The 23,175-nt window shown below is 70.2% G+C and carries 27 protein-coding genes; 16 read left to right on the top strand and 11 right to left on the bottom strand.

Annotation, left to right across the window (positions count from 1 at the left end):
• Nucleotides 1–12 precede the first annotated feature (12 nt).
• Complete coding sequence (locus CCN37_RS41300) at nt 13–876, top strand: hypothetical protein (protein ID WP_246842766.1); 864 nt, start codon at nt 13–15, stop codon at nt 874–876.
• 7 nt (nt 877–883) lie between these two features.
• Here CCN37_RS41300 and CCN37_RS02180 read toward each other — a convergent pair whose 3' ends face one another.
• Nucleotides 884–1,234, bottom strand: a complete 351-nt coding sequence (locus CCN37_RS02180; RefSeq protein WP_086818913.1) for a hypothetical protein — start codon at nt 1,232–1,234, stop codon at nt 884–886.
• A gap of 16 nt (nt 1,235–1,250) precedes the next feature.
• Nucleotides 1,251–1,640, bottom strand: a complete 390-nt coding sequence (locus tag CCN37_RS02175) for a RidA family protein (protein ID WP_086818941.1) — start codon at nt 1,638–1,640, stop codon at nt 1,251–1,253.
• 72 nt (nt 1,641–1,712) lie between these two features.
• Here CCN37_RS02175 and CCN37_RS02170 point away from each other — a divergent pair, with 72 nt between their 5' ends.
• Nucleotides 1,713–2,624: a LysR family transcriptional regulator gene (locus CCN37_RS02170; RefSeq protein WP_086818912.1), complete on the top strand. Its 912-nt coding sequence runs from the start codon at nt 1,713–1,715 to the stop codon at nt 2,622–2,624.
• Here the strand turns inward: CCN37_RS02170 and CCN37_RS02165 are convergent.
• Nucleotides 2,591–3,385, bottom strand: a complete 795-nt coding sequence (locus CCN37_RS02165; RefSeq protein ID WP_086818911.1) for a class I SAM-dependent methyltransferase — start codon at nt 3,383–3,385, stop codon at nt 2,591–2,593. The genes CCN37_RS02170 and CCN37_RS02165 overlap by 34 nt on opposite strands.
• A gap of 65 nt (nt 3,386–3,450) precedes the next feature.
• On the opposite strand from CCN37_RS02165, the gene CCN37_RS02160 reads away from it, so the two are divergent.
• From CCN37_RS02160 to CCN37_RS02115, 10 genes are all read left to right on the top strand, one after another.
• Nucleotides 3,451–4,164 (top strand): hypothetical protein, encoded by a 714-nt coding sequence (locus tag CCN37_RS02160; protein ID WP_086818910.1) that lies wholly within the window; start codon nt 3,451–3,453, stop codon nt 4,162–4,164.
• Between the two features lie 69 nt (nt 4,165–4,233).
• Complete coding sequence (locus CCN37_RS02155) at nt 4,234–4,545, top strand: hypothetical protein (protein WP_086818909.1); 312 nt, start codon at nt 4,234–4,236, stop codon at nt 4,543–4,545.
• A 90-nt stretch (nt 4,546–4,635) separates the two neighbouring features.
• Nucleotides 4,636–4,887: a hypothetical protein gene (locus tag CCN37_RS02150; RefSeq protein ID WP_086818908.1), complete on the top strand. Its 252-nt coding sequence runs from the start codon at nt 4,636–4,638 to the stop codon at nt 4,885–4,887.
• A gap of 43 nt (nt 4,888–4,930) precedes the next feature.
• The gene (ligD, locus tag CCN37_RS02145) at nt 4,931–5,896 is read left to right on the top strand and encodes a non-homologous end-joining DNA ligase (protein WP_086818907.1); all 966 of its coding nucleotides are present in this window, start codon (nt 4,931–4,933) and stop codon (nt 5,894–5,896) included.
• 88 nt (nt 5,897–5,984) lie between these two features.
• Nucleotides 5,985–7,034 carry an LLM class flavin-dependent oxidoreductase gene (locus CCN37_RS02140; RefSeq protein ID WP_086818906.1) on the top strand — a complete coding sequence of 350 codons (1,050 nt, stop codon included), beginning with the start codon at nt 5,985–5,987 and terminating at the stop codon, nt 7,032–7,034.
• Entirely contained in the window at nt 7,031–7,633 is a 603-nt protein-coding gene (locus CCN37_RS02135; protein WP_086818905.1) for an FMN reductase, read from the top strand. Before CCN37_RS02140 ends, CCN37_RS02135 begins: the two co-directional genes overlap by 4 nt.
• 10 nt (nt 7,634–7,643) lie before the next feature.
• Nucleotides 7,644–8,213: a DinB family protein gene (locus CCN37_RS02130; protein WP_086818940.1), complete on the top strand. Its 570-nt coding sequence runs from the start codon at nt 7,644–7,646 to the stop codon at nt 8,211–8,213.
• Between the two features lie 200 nt (nt 8,214–8,413).
• Complete coding sequence (locus tag CCN37_RS02125; protein WP_086818904.1) at nt 8,414–9,943, top strand: TROVE domain-containing protein; 1,530 nt, start codon at nt 8,414–8,416, stop codon at nt 9,941–9,943.
• A gap of 55 nt (nt 9,944–9,998) precedes the next feature.
• On the top strand, nt 9,999–10,919 hold the full coding sequence (locus CCN37_RS02120; RefSeq protein ID WP_086818903.1) for a TIGR03564 family F420-dependent LLM class oxidoreductase: 921 nt from the start codon (nt 9,999–10,001) through the stop codon (nt 10,917–10,919).
• A 2-nt stretch (nt 10,920–10,921) separates the two neighbouring features.
• Nucleotides 10,922–11,281, top strand: coding sequence for an arsenate reductase family protein (locus CCN37_RS02115; protein WP_086818902.1), 360 nt, complete (start codon nt 10,922–10,924; stop codon nt 11,279–11,281).
• Between the two features lie 3 nt (nt 11,282–11,284).
• On the opposite strand, the gene CCN37_RS02110 is transcribed toward CCN37_RS02115, so the two are convergent.
• The 6 genes from CCN37_RS02110 to CCN37_RS02085 form a co-directional block, all read right to left on the bottom strand.
• Nucleotides 11,285–12,142 carry an ADP-ribosylglycohydrolase family protein gene (locus CCN37_RS02110; RefSeq protein WP_086818901.1) on the bottom strand — a complete coding sequence of 286 codons (858 nt, stop codon included), beginning with the start codon at nt 12,140–12,142 and terminating at the stop codon, nt 11,285–11,287.
• Nucleotides 12,143–12,188: 46 nt separating this feature from the next.
• A complete protein-coding gene (locus tag CCN37_RS02105) occupies nt 12,189–13,331 on the bottom strand; it encodes a hypothetical protein (RefSeq protein ID WP_143261380.1) in 1,143 nt (380 codons plus the stop codon).
• A 24-nt stretch (nt 13,332–13,355) separates the two neighbouring features.
• Nucleotides 13,356–14,267: a hypothetical protein gene (locus CCN37_RS02100; protein ID WP_086818899.1), complete on the bottom strand. Its 912-nt coding sequence runs from the start codon at nt 14,265–14,267 to the stop codon at nt 13,356–13,358.
• Between the two features lie 78 nt (nt 14,268–14,345).
• On the bottom strand, nt 14,346–15,047 hold the full coding sequence (locus tag CCN37_RS02095) for a helix-turn-helix transcriptional regulator (RefSeq protein WP_086818898.1): 702 nt from the start codon (nt 15,045–15,047) through the stop codon (nt 14,346–14,348).
• Entirely contained in the window at nt 15,044–15,799 is a 756-nt protein-coding gene (locus tag CCN37_RS02090; protein WP_086818897.1) for an isocitrate lyase/phosphoenolpyruvate mutase family protein, read from the bottom strand. The genes CCN37_RS02095 and CCN37_RS02090 overlap by 4 nt, the downstream gene beginning before the upstream one ends.
• Entirely contained in the window at nt 15,796–16,542 is a 747-nt protein-coding gene (locus CCN37_RS02085) for a cytochrome P450 (protein WP_143261378.1), read from the bottom strand. The genes CCN37_RS02090 and CCN37_RS02085 overlap by 4 nt, the downstream gene beginning before the upstream one ends.
• A 63-nt stretch (nt 16,543–16,605) precedes the next feature.
• Here CCN37_RS02085 and CCN37_RS02080 point away from each other — a divergent pair, with 63 nt between their 5' ends.
• A complete protein-coding gene (locus CCN37_RS02080) occupies nt 16,606–17,421 on the top strand; it encodes an AraC family transcriptional regulator (RefSeq protein WP_086818896.1) in 816 nt (271 codons plus the stop codon).
• A 7-nt stretch (nt 17,422–17,428) separates the two neighbouring features.
• Here CCN37_RS02080 and CCN37_RS02075 read toward each other — a convergent pair whose 3' ends face one another.
• On the bottom strand, nt 17,429–17,785 hold the full coding sequence (locus CCN37_RS02075) for a hypothetical protein (protein WP_143261377.1): 357 nt from the start codon (nt 17,783–17,785) through the stop codon (nt 17,429–17,431).
• Between the two features lie 243 nt (nt 17,786–18,028).
• Between CCN37_RS02075 and CCN37_RS02070 the strand changes: the two genes are divergently transcribed.
• The 3 genes from CCN37_RS02070 to CCN37_RS02060 all read left to right on the top strand — a co-directional run bounded on the left by CCN37_RS02070 (nt 18,029) and on the right by CCN37_RS02060 (nt 22,138).
• On the top strand, nt 18,029–19,381 hold the full coding sequence (locus tag CCN37_RS02070) for an aminotransferase class V-fold PLP-dependent enzyme (protein ID WP_086818894.1): 1,353 nt from the start codon (nt 18,029–18,031) through the stop codon (nt 19,379–19,381).
• Nucleotides 19,382–19,491: 110 nt separating this feature from the next.
• Nucleotides 19,492–20,628 carry a S1 family peptidase gene (locus tag CCN37_RS02065; protein ID WP_086818893.1) on the top strand — a complete coding sequence of 379 codons (1,137 nt, stop codon included), beginning with the start codon at nt 19,492–19,494 and terminating at the stop codon, nt 20,626–20,628.
• A 70-nt stretch (nt 20,629–20,698) separates the two neighbouring features.
• Nucleotides 20,699–22,138, top strand: a complete 1,440-nt coding sequence (locus CCN37_RS02060; RefSeq protein ID WP_086818892.1) for an SDR family oxidoreductase — start codon at nt 20,699–20,701, stop codon at nt 22,136–22,138.
• Here the strand turns inward: CCN37_RS02060 and CCN37_RS02055 are convergent.
• Nucleotides 22,117–23,055, bottom strand: coding sequence for an endonuclease/exonuclease/phosphatase family protein (locus CCN37_RS02055; RefSeq protein WP_210407833.1), 939 nt, complete (start codon nt 23,053–23,055; stop codon nt 22,117–22,119). The genes CCN37_RS02060 and CCN37_RS02055 overlap by 22 nt on opposite strands.
• Between the last annotated feature and the right edge of the window lie 120 nt (nt 23,056–23,175).

The raw sequence follows: 23,175 nt of genomic DNA, 5'->3' as shown, positions 1-23,175 counted from the left end.
ACAGAGGTGCACATGCGACTGATCGCCGGTCTGACGGCCGCACTCGCGACACTCGTCTTCACGCCACTCGTCTTCACCGCGCCGCCGGCGACCGCGCAGCAGGCTCCGACGGTGACCCTGAAGCCGAACTCCGGCAAGGCCGGCAGCGGCTTCACCATCGGCTGGGCCGGGTTCTCCACCTGCCGGGTGATCACGTTCACCTGGGCGGGGGCGGCGCTGGCCTCCTCCCCGTCCGCACCGCCGTCCAGCGGCCAGGTCGGCGCGACCGTTCCCGCCGACGCCACACCCGGCGGCCACCTCGTCGTCGGCAACTGCCCCAGCCAGAAGTTGACCGCCCGCGCCACCTTCACCGTCGTCGGCACCCCGCCGCCGACCACGGTCCCGCCGACCACGGCCCCTCCGGTGACCACCCGGCCGCCGCTGACCCCGACCACCAGGCCGAGCACGCCCGTCACCACCACCTCGCCAACCACCCCTCCGTCCACAGTGGACACGACGACGCCGGTGGAGACGCCGGGCACGACCGCGCCGGAGCCGCCTTCCGACGGCGACCTGGTCCTGGACCGCCCGAGCGTCAATCCCGGCGACCCGCTCTCCGCGACCGGCAAGGGCTGCACCCCCCGCTCGCCGGTCACGTTGACCTCGAAGGGAATCCGCGTCGGCACGGCCATCGCCGACGCTGATGGCGGGTTCACCGCACCGGTGGAGTTCACCCGCGTCGAGGCGGGCCGCCACACGATCACCGCGAACTGCGGGGTGGTCCTGACCGGCGCGGTCGACCAGCTGGTGACGAGTTCGACCGGTGGCCAGAGCAGCACCCTGGTGATCCTGGTCTTCTTCGTCCTCGCCGGAGCGGCGTTGATCCGCTTCTCCTGACCTCGGGTCAGGGGCGGGGTTTGGCCAGGCGGACGAGCTTGGGGCCGGTGGGGCCGACCTCGATCAGGCCGTCCTTGGGGCCGCCGAGCGCGGAGGAGATCTCCGCCAGGAGCGCGGTCATCAGCTGCTCGGCGGCGTCGGGGCTCTCCGCGCGGCCGATCACGTACTCCTCGCCGGGGTCGCCGAGCAGCCGCGCCAGCACCACGAAGCGGTGCGCGGCCAGGACCGTGGTCCCGGCGGGCGGGTGCTCCTTGTCCACGCGCACGGCCATCACCAGGTCGGCGCGCACCACGCCCCGGTCCTCCGCGGCCAACCACACCTGCGGCGTGGCCGGCGACGGCATCTCACGCCAGCTCATGCCTCGACGGTAGCCGTCAAGCGGCCGGAACGCGCGCGTCCACCTCGATCTCGATCTTCATGCGGGGGTCGGCGAGCCCGCAGACGAGCATGGTCGCGGCGGGCCGGACCGCCTCGAACCGGCCGCGCAGCACGGGCCAGCACGGCTCGAAGTCGGCGCGGTCGGGCAGCAGGTAGCGCACGCGGACCACGTCGGAGAAGGAGCACCCGGCCTCGGCGAGCGCGGCGCCGATGTTGGCGAGGCACTGCTCGGCCTGCTCGACGACGTCCTCGGAGATCGTCATCGTCGCGTAGTCGAAGCCGGTGGTGCCGGAGACGTGCACCCAACCGTCCACGACCACCGCGCGGGCGTAGCCGATCTCGTCCTCGAAGCGCGAGGCACTGCGGACCACTCGTCGGTTCGTCACCCGCAGCACGCTAGGTGAGCAGCACTTATACGTCCAATACCGTCACTTGCCACGCGTGATATCTCTGGAGGTATGACCCGCCCCGAGCTGGCGCTGCACCAGCTGCACGCGTTCGTGGTGCTCGCCGAGCTGCGTCACTTCGGCCGAGCCGCGCAGCGGCTGGGCATCGCGCAACCGCCGCTGAGCCAACAGATCCGCAGGCTGGAGGAACGCGTCGGTTTCCCGCTGTTCACCCGGGCGCCCGGACGCGTCGAGTTGACCCCGGCCGGAGCGGAGCTGCTGCCCGCCGCACGGCGCGCGCTCGACGCCGCCGAGGACGGCCTGACCGCGGCGCGACGCGCGGGAGCTGGCGAAGCGGGACGGCTGCGCATCGGCTTCGCCGCGTCGCTCGCGCTCACCATCCTGCCCGGCATCGTGCGCGCCTACCGCGAACGATTTCCCCTTGTGCAGACCGAAATCCACGAGATGACCACGACGCCGCAGATCGCCGCGCTGCGCGAGCGGGCGATCGACGTCGGCTTCATCCGCGAGATCGCCGAGGTCGCCGAGGTCGTCGCCGAGCCGGGCCTGGCGTGCGAACCGCTGCTGTCAGAGGGTTTCGTGGTCGTGCTGCCGACCGGGCACCCGCTGGCCGACCTCCGCGCCGTGCCGATCTCCGCGCTGGCCGAGGAGGAACTGGTGCTGCTGCCGCGCGAAGCCGGGGCGGGCGTGCACGACCGCATCGTGAACCTGTTCCGCGACAACGGTGTTGAGCCCAAGATCGGCCAGCGCGCGGTGGAGTGGCAGACCGCGTGCGCGTTCGTCGCGGCGGGAATGGGAGTGACCGTCGCGCCGGAGTGCGTGCGGCGGATGCGGCTCAGCGGCGTGGTCCACCGCAAGCTCGACCCCGACACCGCGCGCACCGTCGTCGCGGTGTGCTGGCGCGCGGGCGAGGAGAACCCGTTGCTGGATCAGTTCTTGACGCTCGCGGTCACCACGAAGTAGTCGGCGAGGGCGCAGCGGTAGGCCTTGAGCCAGTTGCGCCCCCAGGAGTCGCGGTGCTGCGCGAGCTGCGCGGTCCAGGTGTCGAAGCCGAGCCAGACGCGGTCGCCGATGCTCTCCACGGTGACGTCGACGAAGCCCGCGTCCGCGAGATCGCCGCAGAACCGCTTGATCGGCACCGCGAAGTCGATCTCGTCGGCGATGGTCTCGATCAGCTTCGCCAGCTCGCGCGGTGACTGCTCGGTGGTGGCGAAGAACGTCGCCAGGCTGAGCCTTCCCCCCGGGCGCAGCACGCGGCGGGCCTCGGCCGCGAAGGCCGCGAGGTCCTCGAAGTGCTGGGCCGCCTCGACGCTGTAGAGCTTGTCGAAGCTGTTGTCCGCGAAGGGCATCTTCAGCGCGTCGCCCTCGCGCAGGTCCAGCAGGTCGCCGTGGACCGCGCGGGCGCGGGCGAGCTGGGCTTCGGAGAAGTCCAGTCCCACCAGCGAAGCCGGGCGGAACTCGCGCAGGGTCAGCTCGGTGCCGACCGCGATGCCGCAGCCGACCTCCAGCACCGCGTCGTTCTTCTTGACCTCCAGGGCACTGACCACCTTCCGGTAGAGCGCCGCCTGGCTCCGCGTGCGCTCCTCCAGGGTGATCTCGCGATCGAGGGGGACCGACTCCCAGAAGCCGTAGTTGATGAAGTTGCCCGAGAACAGCTCGAACGAGCCGAGATCCACTTCCCCGTACATCGCCGCGCGCTTCGCGGCCGCACCGCTGTCCGCCACGTTGTCCTCCCCACGAGTCGCCCCACAACTTAGCGACGGGTGCAAGCCCTTCGACGATCAGCGAAGTGCCGCGCAGCTGGACCGCGGCGCTCTACGCTGCCGTCGTGAAGGTGGTGCGGCGTCTACGAGTTCGCTCGTTCGAGGGACAGGTTCGGGCGGTTGAGGTGGACGAGTCCGGCGCGGACGGCGCCGAGATCGCCCGATCGGTCACACACCCCGACCGGATCTCGCCCGCCGTGTCCTTCCGCGACGACGACGGCCCGCTCTTCCTGCTCAGGGAGAGCGTCCTCGGCAAGGCGATGTTCAGCAACGAGGCGCGCGGCCCGGCGGAGGAACTGCTCGGCCTCTACTGGTCGCGCGCGGTCCGGGGCCTGCGCGTCGTCCAGCAGGGTGAGCGCCGCTACGTGGGCCGCGAGCGACGACGGTGGAGGCGGGTACGGCGCAAACTGCTCGCCGTCCTCCCGCTCTTCTCCTACGAATCACGGTTCCCGGACTACGACTTCCGCATCGACGGCGAGCCGGCGTTCACCGTCGAGCACGAAGCGATCCCCCAGCCGGAGGACGTGGAGGACGAGGTCGGCAGGCCCGGGCCCGGCTGGACGCACGACATCGGCGCGACCGCCACGGGCTTGGACACCGCGCTGGACCTGTTCAGCGGCGGCGGGACCCACTACGGCGTGCCCGACCTCTCCTGCCACCTCGTGCGAATCCACGATCCCGAGCTGGACGTGCGCGTGGTGCTGGGCATGGTCGTGCTGCTCGCGCGCTCGCCGCGCTGAGGTTCGGTGAATCTCCTGCGCGAGGACCGCGGAGCTGGTTAGCCTCAAACCGTCATCACTGCGCGGCGCTTGCGGGTTCGCTCGGACGAGGGACAGTTCCACGTCGTCGAGGTGGACGAGTCCGGCACGGACGGCGCCGAGCTCGCCCAGTCGGACGGCAGCGACCAGACCACGCCCGTCACGTCCTTCAGCGATGAGAACGGCCTGCTGTTCCGGCTCAGGGAAACCCACGGCAAGTCGCTGTCCAAGCAGGAGACGCGCGGCCCCGGCGACGAGCTGCTCGGCGTCTACTGGACGCGCACGATCCGGGGGCACCACGTCTTCGAGCAGGACGGGCGCCGCTATGTGGGCCGCGAGCGCGGACGGGGGAAACGGCTGTGACGCAAGCTGCTCGCCAACATTCCCTTCGTCACCTACGACCAGCGGTTCGTCGACTACGACTTCCACGTCGACGGCAGGCTCGCGCTCACGGTGGAGAGCGAACCCGTCGACGAGGCGGACGAGGGCACCGGTGGTCCCAGGTCGGGGTGGACACACGACATCGGTGCGGCCGCGATGTCGGACGGCCCCGGACTGGGCAGCGCGCTGGACATGTTCACCGACGGACCGAACGTGAACCTCGCGCCCGACGCTTCCCGCCACCTCGTCCAGGTCCACGATCCGGAGCTGGACGTGCGCGTGGTGCTCGGCCTGGTCGTGCTGCTCGCGCGCTCGCCGCGCTGAGGTTGCGGTTGCCTCGGGCGTTCTTGGTGGGCATGGTGTGCCGATGGCCGCTGAAGAGGTGCGCGACGAGGTCAAGCTGACCAATCTGGACCAGCCGCTGTTCGACGGGGCCGAGGCGACCAAGCGGGATCTCGTCGACTACCTCGACGGGGTGCGCGAGCGCCTGCTGCCGCACTTGAGCGACCGGCCGCTGTCGGTGATGCGGGTGCTGCGCGGCCAGAAACCGTTCATGCAGAAGAACGTCCCGAAGTACACGCCGGAGTGGGTGCGCACCACCTCGATGTGGGCGGAGGCGTCGAAGCGGCGGATCTCCTACGCGCTGTGCGACGACCGGCGGACGTTGCTGTGGTTCGCCAACCAGCGCGCCGTCGAGTACCACCCGACGCTGGGCCACTCCGCCGACATCTACACGCCGACGCACATGGTGCTCGACCTGGACCCGCCGGAGGGCGGCGACTTCCGGCTCGTCGTCGAGGCCGCGCGGTTGATCGAGCGGGCGCTGGCCGACTCGGGCTTGACGGGCGCCGTCAAGACGAGCGGGTCGAAGGGCGTGCACATCTTCGTCCCGGTCGACGACCACCTCCCCGTCGAGGACGTGGCCGCCGCGACCAGGGCCGTCGCCGCGCGGGCGGAGCGCATCGATCCGGTGCTCGCGACCACGGCGTTCATCCGCGAGGACCGCGAGGGCAAGGTGTTCCTCGACTCGACAAGGGCCGGTGGAGCCACCGTGGTCGCCGCGTACAGCCCGCGTCTGCGTCCCGGCACCACGGTGTCGTTCCCCTTGTCCTGGAACGACCTCGACCGCGTCACGCCGACCGATTTCACCATGCGGACGGTTCTCGCCGCGCTCGACGAACCGGACCCGTGGGCGACCGAACTCCCCCAGCCGCAACGCCTGCCCGCCGACCTCGTCGCGGAGGGCCACACGATCCCAGTCGCCCGCGTGCAGGCGATGCACGAGGGCAAGCGCCGCGCCAAGGCCCGCGCCGCCGAGCAGACCGAGAGCTAGCCCGAGCTTCGGGAACAACCGGCGACGGGGTAACGTTGAGCACGAGTAGTTGAAAGTTCTACTACTTGGTCGAGCCCTGGGAGCTGACATGCAGTTCGGCGTCTTCACCGTCGGCGACGTCACCACCGACCCCACCACCGGCCGGACCCCGTCGGAGGCCGAGCGGATCAGGTCGATGGTGGCCATCGCGATCAAGGCCGAGGAGGTCGGCCTCGACGTCTTCGCCACCGGCGAGCACCACAACCCGCCGTTCGTGCCGTCCTCGCCGACCACGCTGCTGGGCTACGTCGCCGCGCGCACCGAACGGCTCGTGCTCTCCACCGCGACCACGCTGATCACCACCAACGACCCGGTGAAGATCGCCGAGGACTTCGCGATGCTCCAGCACCTCGCGGACGGGCGCGTCGACCTGATGCTGGGGCGCGGCAACACCGGGCCGGTCTACCCCTGGTTCGGCAAGGACATCCGCGACGGAATCGACCTCGCGATCGAGAACTACCACCTGCTGCACCGGTTGTGGCGCGAGGAGTCGGTGAACTGGGAGGGCCGCTTCCGCACGCCGCTGCACTCCTTCACCTCCACGCCGCGCCCGTTGGACGGCAAGCCACCGTTCGTCTGGCACGGCTCCATCCGCAGCCCGGAGATCGCCGAGCAGGCCGCCTACTACGGCGACGGTTTCTTCGCCAACAACATCTTCTGGCCGAAGGAGCACTTCCAGCGGCTGATCAGCCTGTACCGCCAGCGTTTCGAGCACTACGGCCACGGCAGCGCCGACCAGGCCGTCGTCGGGCTCGGCGGGCAGGTGTTCATGCGCAAGAACTCCCAGGACGCGGTGCGGGAGTTCCGCCCGTACTTCGACAACGCGCCGGTCTACGGGCACGGGCCGTCGCTGGAGGAGTTCACCGAGCAGACGCCGTTGACGGTCGGCAGCCCGCAGGAGGTCATCGACAAGACGCTGACCTTCCGCGAGTCCTTCGGCGACTACCAGCGCCAGCTGTTCCTGATGGACCACGCGGGGCTACCGCTGAAGACCGTGCTGGAGCAGCTGGACATCCTCGGCGAGGAAGTCGTTCCCGTGCTGCGCAAGGAGTTCGCCGCGCTGCGCCCCGCACACGTCCCGGCGGGTCCCGCCCGATGACCTCCATCGCCGTCGTCTCGGCGGGGCTGAGCGAGCAGTCGTCCACCCGGCTGCTCGCCACCAAGCTCGCCGCGGCCACGACAGATTCGTTGCCGCACAACGCTTCCGTGCAGGTGATCAACCTGCGCGAGCACGCCCACGACATCACCAACGCGCTGCTCACCGGAGTGCCGACCGGTGCGCTCGGCGGCCTGGTGCGCGCGGTCGCCGACGCGGACGCGCTGATCGCGGTCACGCCGATCTTCAACGCTTCCTACAGCGGCCTGTTCAAGTCGTTCTTCGACGTGATCGAGCCGGATTCCCTTGCGGCCAAACCGGTTCTCATGGGTGCGACCGGTGGAACCGAGCGGCATTCGCTGGCGCTGGAGCACGCGTTGCGGCCGATGTTCGCCTACCTCAGGGCCGTCACCGTGCCCACCGCCGTGTACGCGGCCACGTCGGACTGGGGCGGAGAGAGCGGCCTGGAGAACCGGATCGCTGTGGCGGGCAAGGAGCTTGCGGACCTGCTCGCGCACCGCGCCCCGGTGCCCAAGCCCGACCCGTACGCCGACGTGACCCCGTTCGCCGAACTGCTCCGCAGACAGGGCCAGAAGGGCTAGCGTGCACGGAATGACAGCCACCGCAGCCGATCTCCAGCGCTACTTCCAGGAATCGCGGGAAAGCCTGCTCCGCTCCCTCGACGGCCTCTCCGAGTACGACGTCCGGCGGCCGATGACGCCCAGCGGCACCAACCTGCTCGGGCTCGTCAAGCACCTCATCGGCATCGAGTTCGGCTACCTCGGCGAGTCGGTCGGCCGTCCGGCCCCGGTGGTGCTGCCGTGGATCGAGGACGATTCGGTGTGGCAGAACGGCGACATGTGGGCGAAGGCCGACGAGAGCCGCGAGTACCTGGTGGAGCTGTACCGGACCGCGTGGCGGCACTCCGACGAGTCGATCGCCACGCTCGGGCTGGACGCTCCGGCGAGCGTGTCGTGGTGGCCGGAGGAGCGCAGGCAGACCACGTTCGGGCACGTGCTGATCCGGACGGTCGCGGAGACCGCACAGCACGCGGGGCACGCCGACGTGATCCGCGAGATGATCGACGGTCGGGGCGGGCGCGGTCAGGACGAGCTCGGCGACGAGAGCTGGTGGAGGGCTTACCTCGCCCGCGTTCAGGCAGCGGCGGACGAGCACAAATAGATTTGCGCCCCAACGACACCTCGGTCAGGATGAACGCGAACGAGGCCCGTTGCGCAGGCGAGGGTTACTTCTTAATCTTGAGGTTGCGGGTTCGAATCCCGTTCAAGCTTCGGGCTTGGTAGCTCAACTGGTAGAGCACAGGACATCCACCTTCACCGACTTGATCTCGGGCCTCGTTCGCCATCTTCGGAGGGGGTGCCATGTCCAGGTTCAACACGTCCGGTGTGCGCGCCCACGAGGGCAGCTCGCTGTACGCGCGCGACGCGCGGACCGAGCTGTTCCTGTTGGCCGTCAGCAACATGGTCGGCCAGCACACGTTCTACGAGAACGCCAACGAGCGCGATTCCCGTTACGTGGAGCTGGTCCGCGTCGTCGGCCTCAACGATCCACAGTGGACGGCCCGGTTCCTGGCGTGGTTGCGGGGATCGGCGAACATGCGCACGGCGTCGATCGTCGGTGCGGCGGAGTTCGTCAAGGCTCGCCTGGACTCCGGCGCGGTGACCGAGGGCGTCAGCAACCGCGCGGTGATCGCGTCGGTTCTCCAACGGGCCGACGAGCCCGGGGAACTGTTGGCGTACTGGGTTTCCCGCTTCGGGCGGTCGCTGCCGATGCCGGTCAAGCGCGGGATCGGCGACGCGATGCTGCGCCTGGTCACCGAGCGCAGCTACCTCAAGTGGGACTCGCCGGAGCGCGGCTACCGCTTCGCCGACGTGCTGAACCTCACCCACCCGCGCGCTCAGCGCGAGCTGTTCGGCTACATCGTCAAGGCGCCGCACCAGCCCGATCTGCCGATCCCGGCGTCACTTCCGGTGCTGACCAAGCGGGCGGAACTGATGGCGCTGCCCGTCGCCGACCGCGCGGCGCTGCTGGACGAGCCCGAGTCGCTGCGCGCGGCCGGGATGACCTGGGAGGCGTTGTCGGGCTGGTTGCAGAGCCCGATGAACGCGCGCGCCTGGGAGGCGGTCATCCCGTCGATGGGCCTGATGGCGCTCACGCGGAACCTGCGGAACTTCGACGCCGCAGGGGTTTCCGACGAGGTCGCCGAGCGCGTCGCGGCGCGGCTGGCCGATCCCGACGAGGTCGCGCGGTCGCGGATGCTGCCGATGCGGTTCCTGTCCGCCTTCCGCGCGGCGCCGTCGCTGCGCTGGGCGTGGGCGTTGGAGCAGGCGTTGCAGCACTCGCTCGCCGGAGTGCCCGCGCTGCCGGGGCGCACGCTCGTCCTGGTGGACACCTCGGGCTCGATGAACGTCCGTCTTTCCCAGCACAGCGACCTGCTGCGCTGGGACGCGGCGGCCGTCTTCGGGATCGCGCTCGCGTCGCGGTGCGCCGAGGCCGACATCGTGTCGTTCTCGGCTCCGCTGAGCCGGTATCCGCAGGGGTCGCTGCCGTTCTCGCGCCCCAGCGGCGAATCGGTGCTGCGCGCCGTCGAGCGGTGGATGACCGGCGGCTACTTCATCGGTGGCGGCACGAACACCGAGGACGCGGTGCGCGCGCACTTCGCGGGGCACGACCGCGTGGTCATCCTGACCGACGAGCAGGCGACCAGCGGTGACGTCGAGCGCGCGCTGCCCGGGCCGACTCCGCTCTACACGTGGAACCTGGCGGGTCACCGCCTCGGCCACGCGCGCGGCGGGGTACCGAACCGGCACGTGTTCGGCGGGCTGAGCGACCAGTGCTTCGCGATGATCCCGCTGCTGGAGCGGGGCGAGCGGGCGGACTGGCCGTTCTGAGCATCCACGATGTGAGACGGGGAATCGGACGCGGTTCGCGCCGGTTCCCCGTCTCATGACGATTGGTGTGATCCTCGACGCGGACGGGCCGAACGCGGTGGACGACCTGGTCGCGCAGGGCCGGGCGGCGAAGGACTACGGGCTGGGCTCCGCGTGGTTCGCGCAGCGCTACGACGTGGACGCGATCGGCGTCGCCGGGCTGGTCGGCCGCGAGGTGCCGGGCCTGCGGGTGGGCACGTCGGCGGTACCGATCTTCGCGCGGCACCCGATCCTGGTGGCCTCGCAGGCGGCGACCGCGCAGGCCGCGACGCACGGCCGGTTCTCGCTCGGCGTCGGGCTCGGCGCGAAGGGGCTCGTCGAGTCGACCTTCGGCATCGGCTACGACCGGCCCATCGCGCAGCTCCGCGAATTCCTGACCGCGACCCGGGAGGTACTGCGTACCGGCTCGACCGAGGTTCGCGGCGAGACGCTGACCGCGGTCACGCCGTGGCCCTCCCCCGTCGCCGGTGCTCAGCCCGCTCCGCAGATCCTCGTCGCCGCGATGGGTCCGCAGGCGCTGCGCGCGACCGGCGAGCTGGCCGACGGGACGCTGCCGTTCCTCGCCGGGCCGCGTGCGCTGAGCGAGCACATCGTCCCGGCGATCACCGCGGCCTCGTCCTCCGCTCCGCGCGTGGTGGCGCTCGTGCCGACGATCATCACCGACGAGGTCGACGAGGCCCGCGCGCGGTTGGCGGAGAACTTGGCCTTCTACGACGGGATTCCCTCTTACCAGAAGGTGATCGAGCGCTCCGGCGTCGAGAGGGCCGCCGATCTGGCGCTCGTCGGCGACGAGGTGAGCGTGGCCGCCGCGATCCGCCGTTACTTCGACGCCGGGGCGACCGAGGTCGTGCTGTCGCAGACCGCGCTCGGCGGCGAGGCCGCGCGCGAGCGGACCTGGCGCTTCGGCGGTGAGCTGGCTCGTAGTATCTCCTCGTGAGCATGGAGATCTGGATCAACCCGGCGTGTTCCAAGTGCCGGTCGGCGCTGTCCCTGCTGGACGCCGAGGGCGCGGACTACACGATCCGCCACTACCTCCAGGACCCGCCGAGCGTCGCGGAGCTGGAGGGCGTGCTGGAGCGGCTCGGGTTGGAGCCGTGGGACATCGCGCGCCTCGGCGAGCCCGTCGCGGCCGAGCTGGGCATGAAGTCGTGGGAGAAGACCGCCGAGACCCGTGCGCAGTGGGTCGAGGCGATGTCCGCCAACCCCAAGCTGATCCAGCGGCCGATCATCACCGCAGAGGACGGCTCCGCTCGCGTCGCGCGCACTCCCGAAGCGGTTCGCGAAGCGTTGGAGTCCTGAGCTTCAGTCGATCGGCTCGCACGCGGCCAGCCACTCCGGCGGCACGCCGTCCAGGCCCGTGCGAGCCGCGACGATCCCGCCGACGATCGCGCACGTCGTGTCCACGTCTCCGCCTGCGGCTGCCGTGGCCCACAATGCTTCCACGAGATCGTCGAGGTGCCGCGCCGCGCACCACAACGCGAACGGCACCGTGTCCACCGCCGAGATCCGGCGCCCCGTGCCCAGCGTTCCGCCCGCGTTGCGCGAGTCCGTGCCGAAGGCGATCTTCCTCGCTCGGAGCACCCCCGTGCGCACCTCGCTCTCCGGCAGCCGCTGCGCCACTTCGCCGAGCAGCTCCGCGCTGTCGATCCCGCGCACGCTCAGCGCCGTCGCGAGCGCCACCGCCACCGCGCCCGTGATCGCTTCCGGGTGCGCGTGCGTCACTCCGGCCGATTTCCCCGCCTGCACAAGGAGTTCGTCGAGGTCGTCGGCGAACCAGGCGCCCAGCGGGGCCACCCGCATCGCCGCCCCGTTGCCCCACGAGCCCTGCCCGTCGAACTGCCTGCGCGCCACGTCCCGCCACGACTGTCCACTGTGGATCGCCGCGAGCACTTCGTGCATCGTCGCGCCGTAGCTGCGATGCGGGTCCGCCGTGTACGTGGCGCCGAACTCCGCCGCGAGCGCGTCCTGGTCGACCTTGCCGTGCGCGGTCAGCACCCGGAACAGCGCGAGCGCCATCGCCGTGTCGTCCGTCCACCGCCAGGGCCCCGGAGCCGTCCGCCGCCTGCGCAGATCGCCCTCCCCCGCGAACCACGTCTGCCCGAACGCATCGCCCAGCGCAAGACCACGCAGGGACGACTCAGCGGCTCGATTCGGTGCCATGACCCGATCGTGCACGGTGCGGCCCCGGATTTCACGAACTTTCTCGTCACGGCCGACGGCGCCGTACCCAGCCCTGCTGGCGCTCGAAGTACTCGGTCAGAACTTTTCTGATGATGTCCTTGCGATCGCTGTCCCGCACCGGCGCGTCGCTCTTCTCGAACTCCACCTTGATCCGCTGTGTGGCATCGGCCATGTCGGCGACACGGCTCAGCGGCTCGGGCTCCTCGCCGACTCCGCTGGAGTCGACGTAGACGCCTTCTGGAAGTCCATTGATACCGCTTCCCTTGAAGATCTCGTTCCCGTAGCGGAATCCACGCAGAAGTCCCACACTGTGATTCTGTCGCGAAATGATGATCCTCTTGGCCCCGAGCACCTGTTGCGGGGTGAAACCAGCAGCGTGACCGGATGCGACCGAGTAGATGAGCGTGAACTCGTCGATCTCCCCGAGAAGATCGATCTTGACGTTCCTACCGCGATGAAGAGGACCGGGAACAGGATCAACCGCGACCAGCTCCAGCGTGGCGCGATCGGCGTACATCGACCTGAGTTCCAAGGCGATTTTCGATGCCGCGACAGCGCCTCGACTGTGCGCCTTGACGAGGATGAAGATGTGCCTGTCCCCATCACCGCCGAGAGCTTCGTCGATCGCCTTCTTGACGATGCCGGGGGCTTCCTCGACGAGTTTGGAGATGCTGTTCGAGCCTGCGTCCCTCACCCCGCCGAACTTCAGGCGCCCTTCCGTCCTGGGTGCCCCCGTACCGGCGAACATCACGTCAGGACTCTCCTCCGCTTTCCTTCTGTAGTGGACCGTCCCGCTCTCGTTCTCCAGTTCGTCGACCCGCTCCCACTTCACCTCCCTCCCCGGAGCGAGGTCCTTCTGGGTCGCCCACACGTCGTACCCGGAGCCCGCGACCGCGACCTTCACGACCAACGAGGGCCTGGCTTCGGCTTCGGCCCCGCGCACCAACCGATCTTGGACCGCTATGTCAAACCTTCGACTGTGCCGAATGATCAGGTTGTCCAGCACGTCCGGATCGTCCACCATTCTCTGCTCGGCAACCGCTCTGACGTCCTCGGGGAGCTTGCAGTACAACGAGTAAGCCACCAAGCGAGTCACCGGGTCCTTGCCGGTACCCCGGAGCTTCATCAACGTCAAAGCCTTGACCACTTCTTTTTCGGTTGGCGCCACGATTCACTCACTCTCGGCTTCGGATCAGCTCGGGCGGATCTCGGACACGGCGTCGGCCAGGGCGGCTTCGATCAGCTGGTCGGCTTCGGCAACGCGCTGTTCGAAATCGGGCTCCTGAAGCAGTTGTTCGAGCACTTCGCGGTCGATGTCCTCGACGGTGGGGTCGCTGGCCGCGGCTCGGAAGCTCTCCAGTTGCTCGGCCGTGATCGCCGGGGCCTCCTGCGCGAGTGCGCCGGACACGTCGAAGCCCATCTCGCGCAGCCGTGCGATGCGCTCGTCGACCGCGAGGTCGTTGAGCGGGTGCAACCGCTCGTAGGCGAGCGCGTAGACGTCCGGGTCCTGCGAGTTGGTGGCGTTGTAGAACCAGTCGCGGTACTCGGCCCACCAGGACTCGGAGCCGTCCCACGCGGCCCACGACGGGCCGAACTGGTCGATCGCCGTCTGCCACGACGTGTCAGGGACCGCTTCCACGGCGAGCGCGGGATGGGCGACAACGCCGTGCTCGGCGAAGAGCGCGTGCTTGTCCTCGGTCGCGGCACGGTCGAAGAACCGCTGCGCGGGCCCGGCCAGCCCTCGCTCGTTGGCGTAGTAGACGACGTACTCCTGGAACGCTGGCCAGTTCGCCTCGTCGCCGTCCCAGTGACCACTGAACTCGGCCAGCATCGCCTGCCACTCGGTCGCTGACTGGTCTGCGCCCACGGCGGCAAGGTGCTCAGGCGGCAGAGCGACGAGCGTCGCGGCAAGGTCGAGGCCGCCGTTCGCTTCGACGTGCTGGAGCAGTTCCTCGGCCGCAGGGCCGAACCCCCGAGCCTGCAACGCCGACCGGAACGCGTCGAATCCCGCCTCCCTGTGCTCTTCGTAGTCCTCGCGCAGCGCGCGCAAGAACTCGACAGGGTCTCTCAGGGAACGCAGTACCTCCACGATGACGTGATCCATCCGCAGTCCCCTCACCGGTACCAGATGGTCACGAAGCTAGGACCACGCCCGCTGTGCCGATTGCCCGCGAAGGCAGTCCTAAGGGCACTCGTTCAGCTCGGCCGCGTCGATGCCGAGGCGGTCGCGCAGTTCGCGCAGGCCGAGCGGGGTCACGCGCACGGCGCGCTGGGAGCCGATCCGCACGGCCCACCCGCGCTCCAGGACGAGGGAGCACAGCTGCGCGGCGGCCGGACCGGCGAGGTGGTCGCGGCGTTCGGTCCAGTCCAGGCAGGGCTTCACCAGCGGGCGCTTCTCGTTGCTGGGCAGGGAGATCTCCAGTTCGGAGAACCAGTCCAGCCCGGTGTCGGTGAGCGCGAAGCCGGTGTCTCGGCGGAGCAGACCGCGCGTGGCCATGGCGTCGGTGACGGCCACGCCGAGCCGGCCCGCGAGGTGGTCGTAGCAGGTGCGCCCCCTGGCGAGGGCGGCGCTCGCGCGGTGCTGGCGCAGCCCGGAGACGGGGGCGGGCCGCACGTGGGCGGACAGGGTCTCGATCAGGCTCGCGACCTCGTCGTCGGCGAGGCGGACGTAGCGATGACGTCCTTGGCGGCGCTCGTCAAGGAGGCCGCCGCTGACGAGCTTGGAGATGTGCTCGCTCGCCGTGGACCGGGCGACGCCGCACAGTGTGGCCAGCTCACCGGCCGTCCACGCGCGCTTGTCGAGCAGGGCGAGGCACATGGCCGCCCGCGTCTCGTCGGCGAGCAGCCCGGCCAGCGCAGCGAGTTCGGGTCCCACGACGGTCATAGTCCCAGCATCTTCACGGTTTCGTCGTAGCCGGGGATGCCGGGCGGCACGGGTTGCTCGTCGCGCACGGCGAGCGCGGTGGCGACGGTCGCGTGCACGGCGGCGCGGAAGAGCAGCGAGCCAGTGCTGATCCGGCTCACGCCGAGCGCGGCCAGCTCGGTGACGGTGTGCTTGCCGGGCAGGAAGAGCAGGTTCAGCGGCGCGTCGACCTGGTCGACCACGGCGGCGATCTCGTCGGGCTCGGCCATGCCCGGTACGAAGATCCCATCGGCACCGGCATCCACATAGGACTCGGCGCGCACCAGGGTCTCGTCGAGCGAGGAGTCGCCGAGCCAGTAGGTGTCGGTGCGCGCGTTGACGAACAACCCGGGAACCGCGCGCTTGATCGCCTCGATCAGCCCGCACAGCGCCTGGGGGTCGGTCATGGCGTCTTCCAGGTTGACGCCGACGGCGCCCGCGTCGGACAACCGCACGGCCAAATCTGCGACCTCGGCCGGATTGGAACTGAAGCCCGATTCGATGTCCACGGTGACCATGCCGGGCAGCCTTGCGATCAGCTTCGTCAACGCGATCGTTTCGGCGCGCGCCGCACCGGTCGCGTCAGGCAGCCCGTGCACCGCGGCCACGCCGAGGCTCGTGGTGCCCACCGCTGGGAAACCCGCCCCGAACAGCGCGGCGGCTGAGGCGTGGTCCCACGCGTTCGGCAGCACCAGCGGCGCTCCGCGTCGGTGGAGATCAGCGAAGGCGCTCATCGAGGGCTCCCTTCCAGGACACCGGCGGCGATCGCCAGCGCGTGGTCGTCACCGGGACAGGGCCGCAGCCCCGCGCCGAAGATCAGGTGCATGTGGTTGTTCGGCCGGCGCACGTCGAAGGTCTCGGGGTCGGTGAACACCGCCGGATCTCGGTTCGCCGCAACGAGATCCAACTCGATCAGCGTGCCGTCCAGGCGTTGCCTGCGCATCACGGGGATCGGCGGCGAATGCCTCAGCGTCTCCGCCAGCACGGCCTCGGGCGTGCCGAAGTCCTTGTACGGCAGGGCGTTCTTGATGAGCGCGGCCGTTGAGGTGGCGGCTTGGAGCAACAGGCAGGCGCGCGCGGCGGTGGCCTCGTCGCGCGCTCCGCCCAGTGCCGTGAGGAGGCCGTCGACCGCCGCGTCGTCGGCGGGAGTCGGCTCCACCGGCGGCAGGTAGGCGCGCGCCGCCGCGAGCACCACCGCCGGTTCGACCGCCACGCCCAAGGCTTCGGCCAGCACCTCCACGGCGGCGGTCTCCGGCGAGCGCCCGCGCGCCCGGCGCCGGAGTGCGTCCGGGGAGAGCGCGCGGAGCGGCGCTTCGACCAGGGCACGGCGCCGGGCGTGGGTGGCCCCGGAGCTGAAGCGGCACACGGCTGAGCGCAGCCAGCCGAGCGCGGAGTCACGCTCCGGCGGCGGCACGACGCTCAGGTCCGGGTCCGCCAGCGCGGCGCTGACCTGGCCGTACGTCCGAAGAACGAGCATGCGTGGACGGTAGAGCGAGAACTGTTCGGTGGCCGCCGAACAAGCCGGACGTACTGTGGGCCCATGGCGGTGGCCGAGCCCGCGCGGTACTGGCGGCATCCGAGCGTGCCGGAGCTGGACCTCTTGGCGGCTCGGTTCGTCCGGCACGCGTTCACCCGGCACAGCCACGACACCTACGCGATCGGCGTCGTGCTCAGCGGTGCGGAACTGCTGCACGTGCGCTCCGACAAGCGGACGATCGGCGCGGGTGGCATCGCGTGCATCAACCCCGGCGAGGTGCACAGCGGTCACGCCGCCGACGTCGACGGGTGGGCCTACCGCGTGCTCTACCCGACCGTGTCACTGGTGTCCGACATCGTGCGCGAGCTCGGGGGTCCCGCTGGCACCCCCGCGTTCACCGCCGAGACCAGCTATGACCGTGCCCTCGCCTCGGCGGTCCTCGCCGCACACCGCTCCGCCGAGCACACTGACCACCTGGCCTCGGAAACCCTTCTGTACCAAGCAGTTCAGCTCCTGTGGCAGACGCGCGGCACCCAGGCTCGCGACCCCGTCCAGCGGAGGGCGGGCGATCGAGCACTCGACCGCGCCCGTCAAGCACTGCTCGACCGGATGAGCGCGCCCCCGAGCCTCGACGAACTCGCCGCCGAGGTCGGCCTGGGCCGGTTCGCGCTGCTCCGAGGCTTCCGCGAGCGCTTCGGCCTGCCCCCGCACGCCTACCTCAACCAGGAACGCGTCCGCCGCACCCGCGCCCTGCTCGACTCCGGCACCCGCCCGGCCGACGCCGCCGCCGAAGTCGGCTTCGTCGACCAGGCCCACCTCTCCCGCCACTTCCGCCGCATCCTCGGCGTGGCCCCCGGCGGCTACCTCCGCGGCCGGTGAGCGGTTGTCAGCCGCGCAGGCAGGGCGCGGGGATGTAGCCGATCTTCGACTTCTCGGCGATCCACACGGTCTGGTACCAGGTGTTGTCCTCGTTGGAGCACGCGCGGTGGTTCTCCCCGTCGCGAACGAAGTACGTGCACTGCTTGAGCTGGGAGTCCCAGTGCCCGTTCACCAGGGTGACGGTCTGGCCCTTCGTGATCGTTCCCAGGTTGTTCGCTTCGCTCGCGACCGGGGCCGGCCTGATCTTCACGTCGTGGCTGGCCTTGGCCGGACCGTAGGGGGTGTGCGTGCCCGCGCAGAAGGACCCCGAGGCCGGGGCGGCCTGGGCGGAGGGCGCGGCGAAGCCGAGCGAGGCGACGGCCACGCTGACGACGGCAGCGACGACAGGGCGCGAGAAAAGCGAAATCATTGACTACTCTCCAGAAATATGAAATGTGTTTGCGCGAACCGACGCGCAATATGCGTACAGGCCAAATCCTATTGGAATCGCGATTGCGAGCACGCCCCCACCGGGACCCGATCGGCGGATTCACGCCCACCTGAATTCGTCACCAGGGCGCAATAACGTACAAGACGGGGTCCACCTGGGGTTTCTAGCCTGGCGAGCATGATCTTCGATCCTGGCCGCGACGAGCTGGCCGAGATGATGGCGGCGACACGGGACTTCGCGACGGAGTTCCTGGAGGGACTGCCGACCGCGCCCGCTTCCCACTTGACGGCAGCCGTCAAGTACGAGGGACCGGCCGAAACTCCCGGGGAGTTCGCGGAGCTGCTGGAAACCTTCCGGGAAGCAGCGCGGAACGCGGTGGAGACGGCCGGACCGGGGTACCTCGCGTACTTCCCGGCGGGCGGGCTGGTGTCGTCCGCGCTCGGCGAGTTCTTGTCGTTGCTGGTCAACCGGTTCACCGGCGTGGGCTCGATGGCGCCGGACCTGGTGGCGATGGAGGACAGCGTCATCCAGTGGCTCTGCCGGGAGTTCGCGCTGCCGGCCGGAGCGGGCGGGGTGATCACCACGGGCGGGTCGCTGGCGACGCTCGCGGCGGTGGTCGCGGCCCGGGAGAGCCGGGCGCCCAGGAACGGGACGATCTACGTCACCGAGCACACGCACCTCAGCGTCGCGAAGGCCGCGCGCATCGCGGGGCTCCGACCGGACCAGCTGCGGGTGGTGCCGGTGACGGAGGACCAGCGCATGGACGCCGACGCCGCCGAGGAGCTGATCACCAAGGATCGGGCGGCAGGACGCGATCCGTTCCTCGTGGTCGGCACAGCGGGCAGCACGAGCACGGGCACGATCGACCCGCTGGACGCGCTCGCGGGGACCGCGGAGCGGCACGGGTTGTGGTTCCACGTGGACGGCGCGTACGGCGGCGGGTTCCAGTTGACGGAGCGCGGGCGGGCGAAGCTGCGGGGTGTCGAGCGGGCGGACTCGATCACGATCGACCCGCACAAGACGATGTTCCTGGCCTACGGCACGGGAGTCCTGCTCGTGCGCGACCCGGCGACGCTGCGCGCGGCGCATACGGTGGACGCGACCTACCTCCAAGATCTCCAGCGCGATCAATGGCCCCCGGACTACTGCGACTTCGGGCCGGAGCTGACGAGGGAGTTCCGCGGCCTGCGCATGTGGTTGCCGCTGCACCTGCACGGGGTCGCCGCGTTCCGCCGCGCGCTGGACCAGAAACTGGACCTCGCCGAGGAGGTGCACCGCGAGCTGAGCGCCTTGCCGGAAGTGGACGTTCCGCTGAAGCCGGACCTGACGGTGAACGTCTTCCGGCTGGATGGAGCAGGCGACGCGGAGAACAGACGCTTGCTGGAGCGCATCAACGCCACGGAAAGGGTTTTCCTGTCCAGCACACGTGTGCGCGGGGACTATCTGCTGCGCATGTGCGTGCTCAGCCACCGAACCGAACCCTCCCGAGTGGCCGAAGCGCTCGCGATTGTTCGGTCGTTGGTTCTGTAGCCACTGGCAACTGTCGACGGTTAATCTTCCCAGTGCACGAGCCAGCCCCGACGTGATGCCGCCGCGCCGGGTATGCGCCCCTCATCTCCCTGCCACGCATGAGGAGCACCATGAAGCGGCACGTCGTCCTCAGCATGTCAATTTTATCCGCGGCATTAGCCGCCACCGCCTTCGTGGCGGTCCCGGCAACAGCCCAAGAAATGTCTCCCGGGCTGGTCTCAGCAATGCAGCGCGATCTCGGCATGACCGAGCCGCAGGCGCAGCAGCGCATCCGCCAAGAAGCAGAACTCCGAAAGATCGACACCTCGGCTGAACAAGCGGCCGGAAAAGCGTTCGGCGGCTCCTGGTTCGACCCGGACAAGGGCAAGCTCGTCGTCGGCGTGACCGACAAGAGCGCGGAAGCCGCCGTGCGGGCGACCGGAGCCGAGGTCGCCAGGGTGAGCCGGACCGCGGCGGAGCTGGACGCCGCGCAGAGCCGGATCGACGGCGTCGCGAAAACGACGAAGGCGCCCGACGCGGTGCACAGCTGGCACCCGGACCCCAAGTCCGGCAGCGTCGTCGTGACCGTGGGCGCGGAAACGCCCGAGGTTGAGGCGTTCCTCGCCGAAGCACGGAAATCCGGACCTGTCACGGTGCGCAGGAATGCCGAGCGGCCGAGGACCTACGCGGCGGGCACGGTCGGCGGCGACCCGTACTACGTGCCGGTGTCGGGCGGCTACGTCCGCTGTTCGATCGGGTTCTCCGTGCACGGCGGCTTCGTGACCGCGGGCCACTGCGCGGGCACGGGCGCGAACACGCAAGGCTGGGACTGGTCGGCGCAGGGCCAGTTCGCCGGATCTTCCTTCCCCGGCAACGACTACGCGTTCGTCCGCACGGGCAACGGCTGGTGGACGGTTCCGGTCGTGCTGGGCTGGGGCGCGGTCTCCGACGTCCTCGTGCGCGGCCAGTGGGAGGCGCCGGTCGGCAGCTCGATCTGCCGCTCCGGCTCGACCACGCATTGGCGCTGCGGTCAGGTGCTGGCCAAGAACGAGACGGTCAACTACGGCAACGGCCAGCTCGTGCACCAGCTGATCAAGACGAGCGCGTGCGCGCAGGGCGGCGACTCCGGCGGCTCGTTCGTCACCGGCGACCAGGCCCAGGGCATGACCTCCGGCGGCTGGGGCGACTGCAACTCCGGCGGTGAGACCTGGTTCCAGCCGCTGACCGAGGTGCTCAACGTCTACGGGCTCCGGTTGCACACCGGCTGACCTGGCTGTCGTCTCGGACCCCGTACAGTCTTTCCGGCAGGTACGGGGTTCGAGACGACGGTAAGTGGTTATGACGACGGTGGATGTGGAGACGGTGGGCATCGACCCGGCGAGGCTGGCGGAATGCCTCAAGGTCCTGGCTGAGGCGGACGAGCTGCCGCCGGAGCACCCGGACGTCGTCCAGCTCCAGCGCGCGACATCGCGGCTGTACAAGGGCGTCAAGAAGCGCAAGCGCACGATCCGGCGCGACGCCGTGACGGCCGCCGACAACGCGGTGACCGCCGCGACCGCGACCGGCTCGCCCACGCGCATCGACGACGAGACCGAGGGCATCCCGCTGGTCTCCAACGCCACCGGAGCGACCGCGGGCACCCTGCTGCGCGCCCGGGCCTGCTACACGTGCAAGAACCGGTACCACGAGGTCGACGCGTTCTACCACCAGCTCTGCCCGCCGTGCGCGAAGCTCAACCGCGACCGCCGGGACGCGCGCACCGACCTCACCGGGCGCCGCGCGCTGCTCACCGGCGGGCGGGCGAAGATCGGCATGTACATCGCGCTGCGGCTGCTGCGCGACGGCGCGCACACCACGATCACCACGCGCTTCCCCAACGACGCCGTCCGCCGCTTCGCTGCGATGCCGGACAGCGCGGACTGGCTGCACCGGCTGCGCATCGTCGGCATCGACCTCCGCGACCCCGCGCAGGTGGTGGCGCTGGCCGACTCGGTCGCCGAGGCGGGTCCGCTGGACATCCTGATCAACAACGCCGCGCAGACCGTGCGCCGCTCCCCCGGTTCCTACGGCCCGCTCGTGGCCGCCGAATCCGACCCGCTGCCCGCGGGCGAACTGCCGGAGATGATCGCCTTCGGCCACATCAGCGACGCGCACCCGCTGGCGCTGACCGAGCTGACCAGCAAGAGCCACCTGGACGTGACCAGCCTGGCGCTGCGCGCGGGCTCGGCATCGCTGGAGCGGATCGCCGACAACACCGCGATCGACGCGGGCGGACTCGTCCCGGACCTGCACGACATCAACAGCTGGACGCAGAAGGTCGAGGAGGTCGAGCCGCTGGAGATGCTGGAGGTCCAGCTGTGCAACGCCACCGCGCCGTTCATCCTGGTCAGCAGGCTGCGCCCGGCGATGGCCGCCTCCACCGCGCGGCGCAAGTACGTCGTGAACGTCTCCGCGATGGAGGGCCAGTTCAGCCGCGCGTACAAGGGGCCGGGCCACCCGCACACGAACATGGCCAAGGCCGCGCTGAACATGCTCACCAGGACCAGCGCCCAGGAGATGCTGGACAACGACGGCATCCTGATGACGGCGGTGGACACCGGCTGGATCACCGACGAGCGCCCGCACCCGACCAAGATCCGCCTGGCCACCGAGGGCTTCCACGCGCCGCTGGACCTGGTCGACGGTGCCGCGCGGGTCTACGACCCCATCGTGCGCGGTGAGGCTGGCGAGGACATCTTCGGCTGCTTCATGAAGGACTACGCGCCCTCGGCCTGGTAGGCCAGCTCCGCGACCACGGCGCGGTGATCGGTCCCGGGCAGCGTGTGCTCGGAGGCCGACACCGCGCGCAGCGACCTGCCGTGCAGCACGTGGTCGATCTGGATCACCGGTCGGTCGGCGGGCCACGTCGGCGCCCACCCGCGCCCGAGCTCGGCGTGCGCGTCGGAGAGGCCCGCCGCGAGCAGTTCGCGCATGGGCGTGTGGTCGAGGGTGGCGTTGAAATCGCCCAGCATCACCACGTTCGGCCCCGCCTCGGCCCGCAGTGCGCGGAGGTCGGCCGTCCACGACGCGGGCTTCTCCACCGGCCAGAGCGTGTGCACGCCGATGACGCGCACGGGGTGGCCGCCGACCATGACCGTCGCGGTGGTCTGCGGCCAGGTCGTCGGCTGGTTCACGAGTCCGCCCGCGCTGAGCGGCAACCGCGAGTAGATCGAGGTGTCGATCTCCGGGTGGAGTTCGCGGTGCGGCATCAGCTCCCGCATGCCCGCCTCGTCGAGCAGCCGCACGCCCTTCGGGCCGAGCTCCTGCACTGCGAGCACGTCGACGCGCTGCGCGCGCACCAGCTCCACCAGCGCCTTCGGGTCGACGTTGCTGTGCAGGGCGTTGCTGGTCGCCACGCGCAGCCTCGGCGCGTCGGCGGCGACCTCCGCTCCGTTGGCGACGAAGCGCGGCGCGAGCCAGAACACCTGCAACGCCACCATGACCGCCGCGGCGACGGAGAGCCAGCGAGCCCGCAGCGCCAGCACCGCCGGGAGAACGATCAGGGTTCCCACAGCGGCGAAGGGCAGCCCGGAGATCGGCAGCGCCAGCGGAGTGCCCGCGTCCAGCCCGACCAGACGCACGACCACCAGCACGAACACACCGGTGAGCGCCACGGCGCAGAGCACGACGACGACCTTGCGGACCTTTGATTCCACGAACAGTGGACGCCGTCCGGCGCCTAGGGTTGACGACGACGTGACCCACGACATAGTGCGCGCGCCTCGGCACGCCCTAACTTCGAGATGTCCGGTTTCCCCTGCTCCAGATCGGTCGAC

The sequence above is a fragment of the Allokutzneria sp. NRRL B-24872 genome (assembly GCF_002155965.1).
Lineage (GTDB): Bacteria > Actinomycetota > Actinomycetes > Mycobacteriales > Pseudonocardiaceae > Allokutzneria.
The sequence above is the reverse complement of the archived record's forward strand: the minus strand, read 5'-3'. Positions and strand labels throughout refer to the sequence as shown.

What these genes read in the sequence shown, in the direction of transcription:
- CCN37_RS41300 (WP_246842766.1), top strand. Translation starts at nt 13, where the DNA reads ATGCGACTGATCGCCGGTCTGACGGCCGCACTCGCGACACTCGTCTTC.
- CCN37_RS02180 (WP_086818913.1), bottom strand. Translation starts at nt 1,234, where the DNA reads ATGAGCTGGCGTGAGATGCCGTCGCCGGCCACGCCGCAGGTGTGGTTG.
- CCN37_RS02170 (WP_086818912.1), top strand. Translation starts at nt 1,713, where the DNA reads ATGACCCGCCCCGAGCTGGCGCTGCACCAGCTGCACGCGTTCGTGGTG.
- ligD (WP_086818907.1), top strand. Translation starts at nt 4,931, where the DNA reads ATGGCCGCTGAAGAGGTGCGCGACGAGGTCAAGCTGACCAATCTGGAC.
- CCN37_RS02140 (WP_086818906.1), top strand. Translation starts at nt 5,985, where the DNA reads ATGCAGTTCGGCGTCTTCACCGTCGGCGACGTCACCACCGACCCCACC.
- CCN37_RS02135 (WP_086818905.1), top strand. Translation starts at nt 7,031, where the DNA reads ATGACCTCCATCGCCGTCGTCTCGGCGGGGCTGAGCGAGCAGTCGTCC.
- CCN37_RS02130 (WP_086818940.1), top strand. Translation starts at nt 7,644, where the DNA reads ATGACAGCCACCGCAGCCGATCTCCAGCGCTACTTCCAGGAATCGCGG.
- CCN37_RS02125 (WP_086818904.1), top strand. Translation starts at nt 8,414, where the DNA reads ATGTCCAGGTTCAACACGTCCGGTGTGCGCGCCCACGAGGGCAGCTCG.
- CCN37_RS02120 (WP_086818903.1), top strand. Translation starts at nt 9,999, where the DNA reads ATGACGATTGGTGTGATCCTCGACGCGGACGGGCCGAACGCGGTGGAC.
- CCN37_RS02115 (WP_086818902.1), top strand. Translation starts at nt 10,922, where the DNA reads ATGGAGATCTGGATCAACCCGGCGTGTTCCAAGTGCCGGTCGGCGCTG.
- CCN37_RS02110 (WP_086818901.1), bottom strand. Translation starts at nt 12,142, where the DNA reads ATGGCACCGAATCGAGCCGCTGAGTCGTCCCTGCGTGGTCTTGCGCTG.
- CCN37_RS02100 (WP_086818899.1), bottom strand. Translation starts at nt 14,267, where the DNA reads ATGGATCACGTCATCGTGGAGGTACTGCGTTCCCTGAGAGACCCTGTC.
- CCN37_RS02095 (WP_086818898.1), bottom strand. Translation starts at nt 15,047, where the DNA reads ATGACCGTCGTGGGACCCGAACTCGCTGCGCTGGCCGGGCTGCTCGCC.
- CCN37_RS02090 (WP_086818897.1), bottom strand. Translation starts at nt 15,799, where the DNA reads ATGAGCGCCTTCGCTGATCTCCACCGACGCGGAGCGCCGCTGGTGCTG.
- CCN37_RS02085 (WP_143261378.1), bottom strand. Translation starts at nt 16,542, where the DNA reads ATGCTCGTTCTTCGGACGTACGGCCAGGTCAGCGCCGCGCTGGCGGAC.
- CCN37_RS02080 (WP_086818896.1), top strand. Translation starts at nt 16,606, where the DNA reads ATGGCGGTGGCCGAGCCCGCGCGGTACTGGCGGCATCCGAGCGTGCCG.
- CCN37_RS02070 (WP_086818894.1), top strand. Translation starts at nt 18,029, where the DNA reads ATGATCTTCGATCCTGGCCGCGACGAGCTGGCCGAGATGATGGCGGCG.
- CCN37_RS02065 (WP_086818893.1), top strand. Translation starts at nt 19,492, where the DNA reads ATGAAGCGGCACGTCGTCCTCAGCATGTCAATTTTATCCGCGGCATTA.
- CCN37_RS02060 (WP_086818892.1), top strand. Translation starts at nt 20,699, where the DNA reads ATGACGACGGTGGATGTGGAGACGGTGGGCATCGACCCGGCGAGGCTG.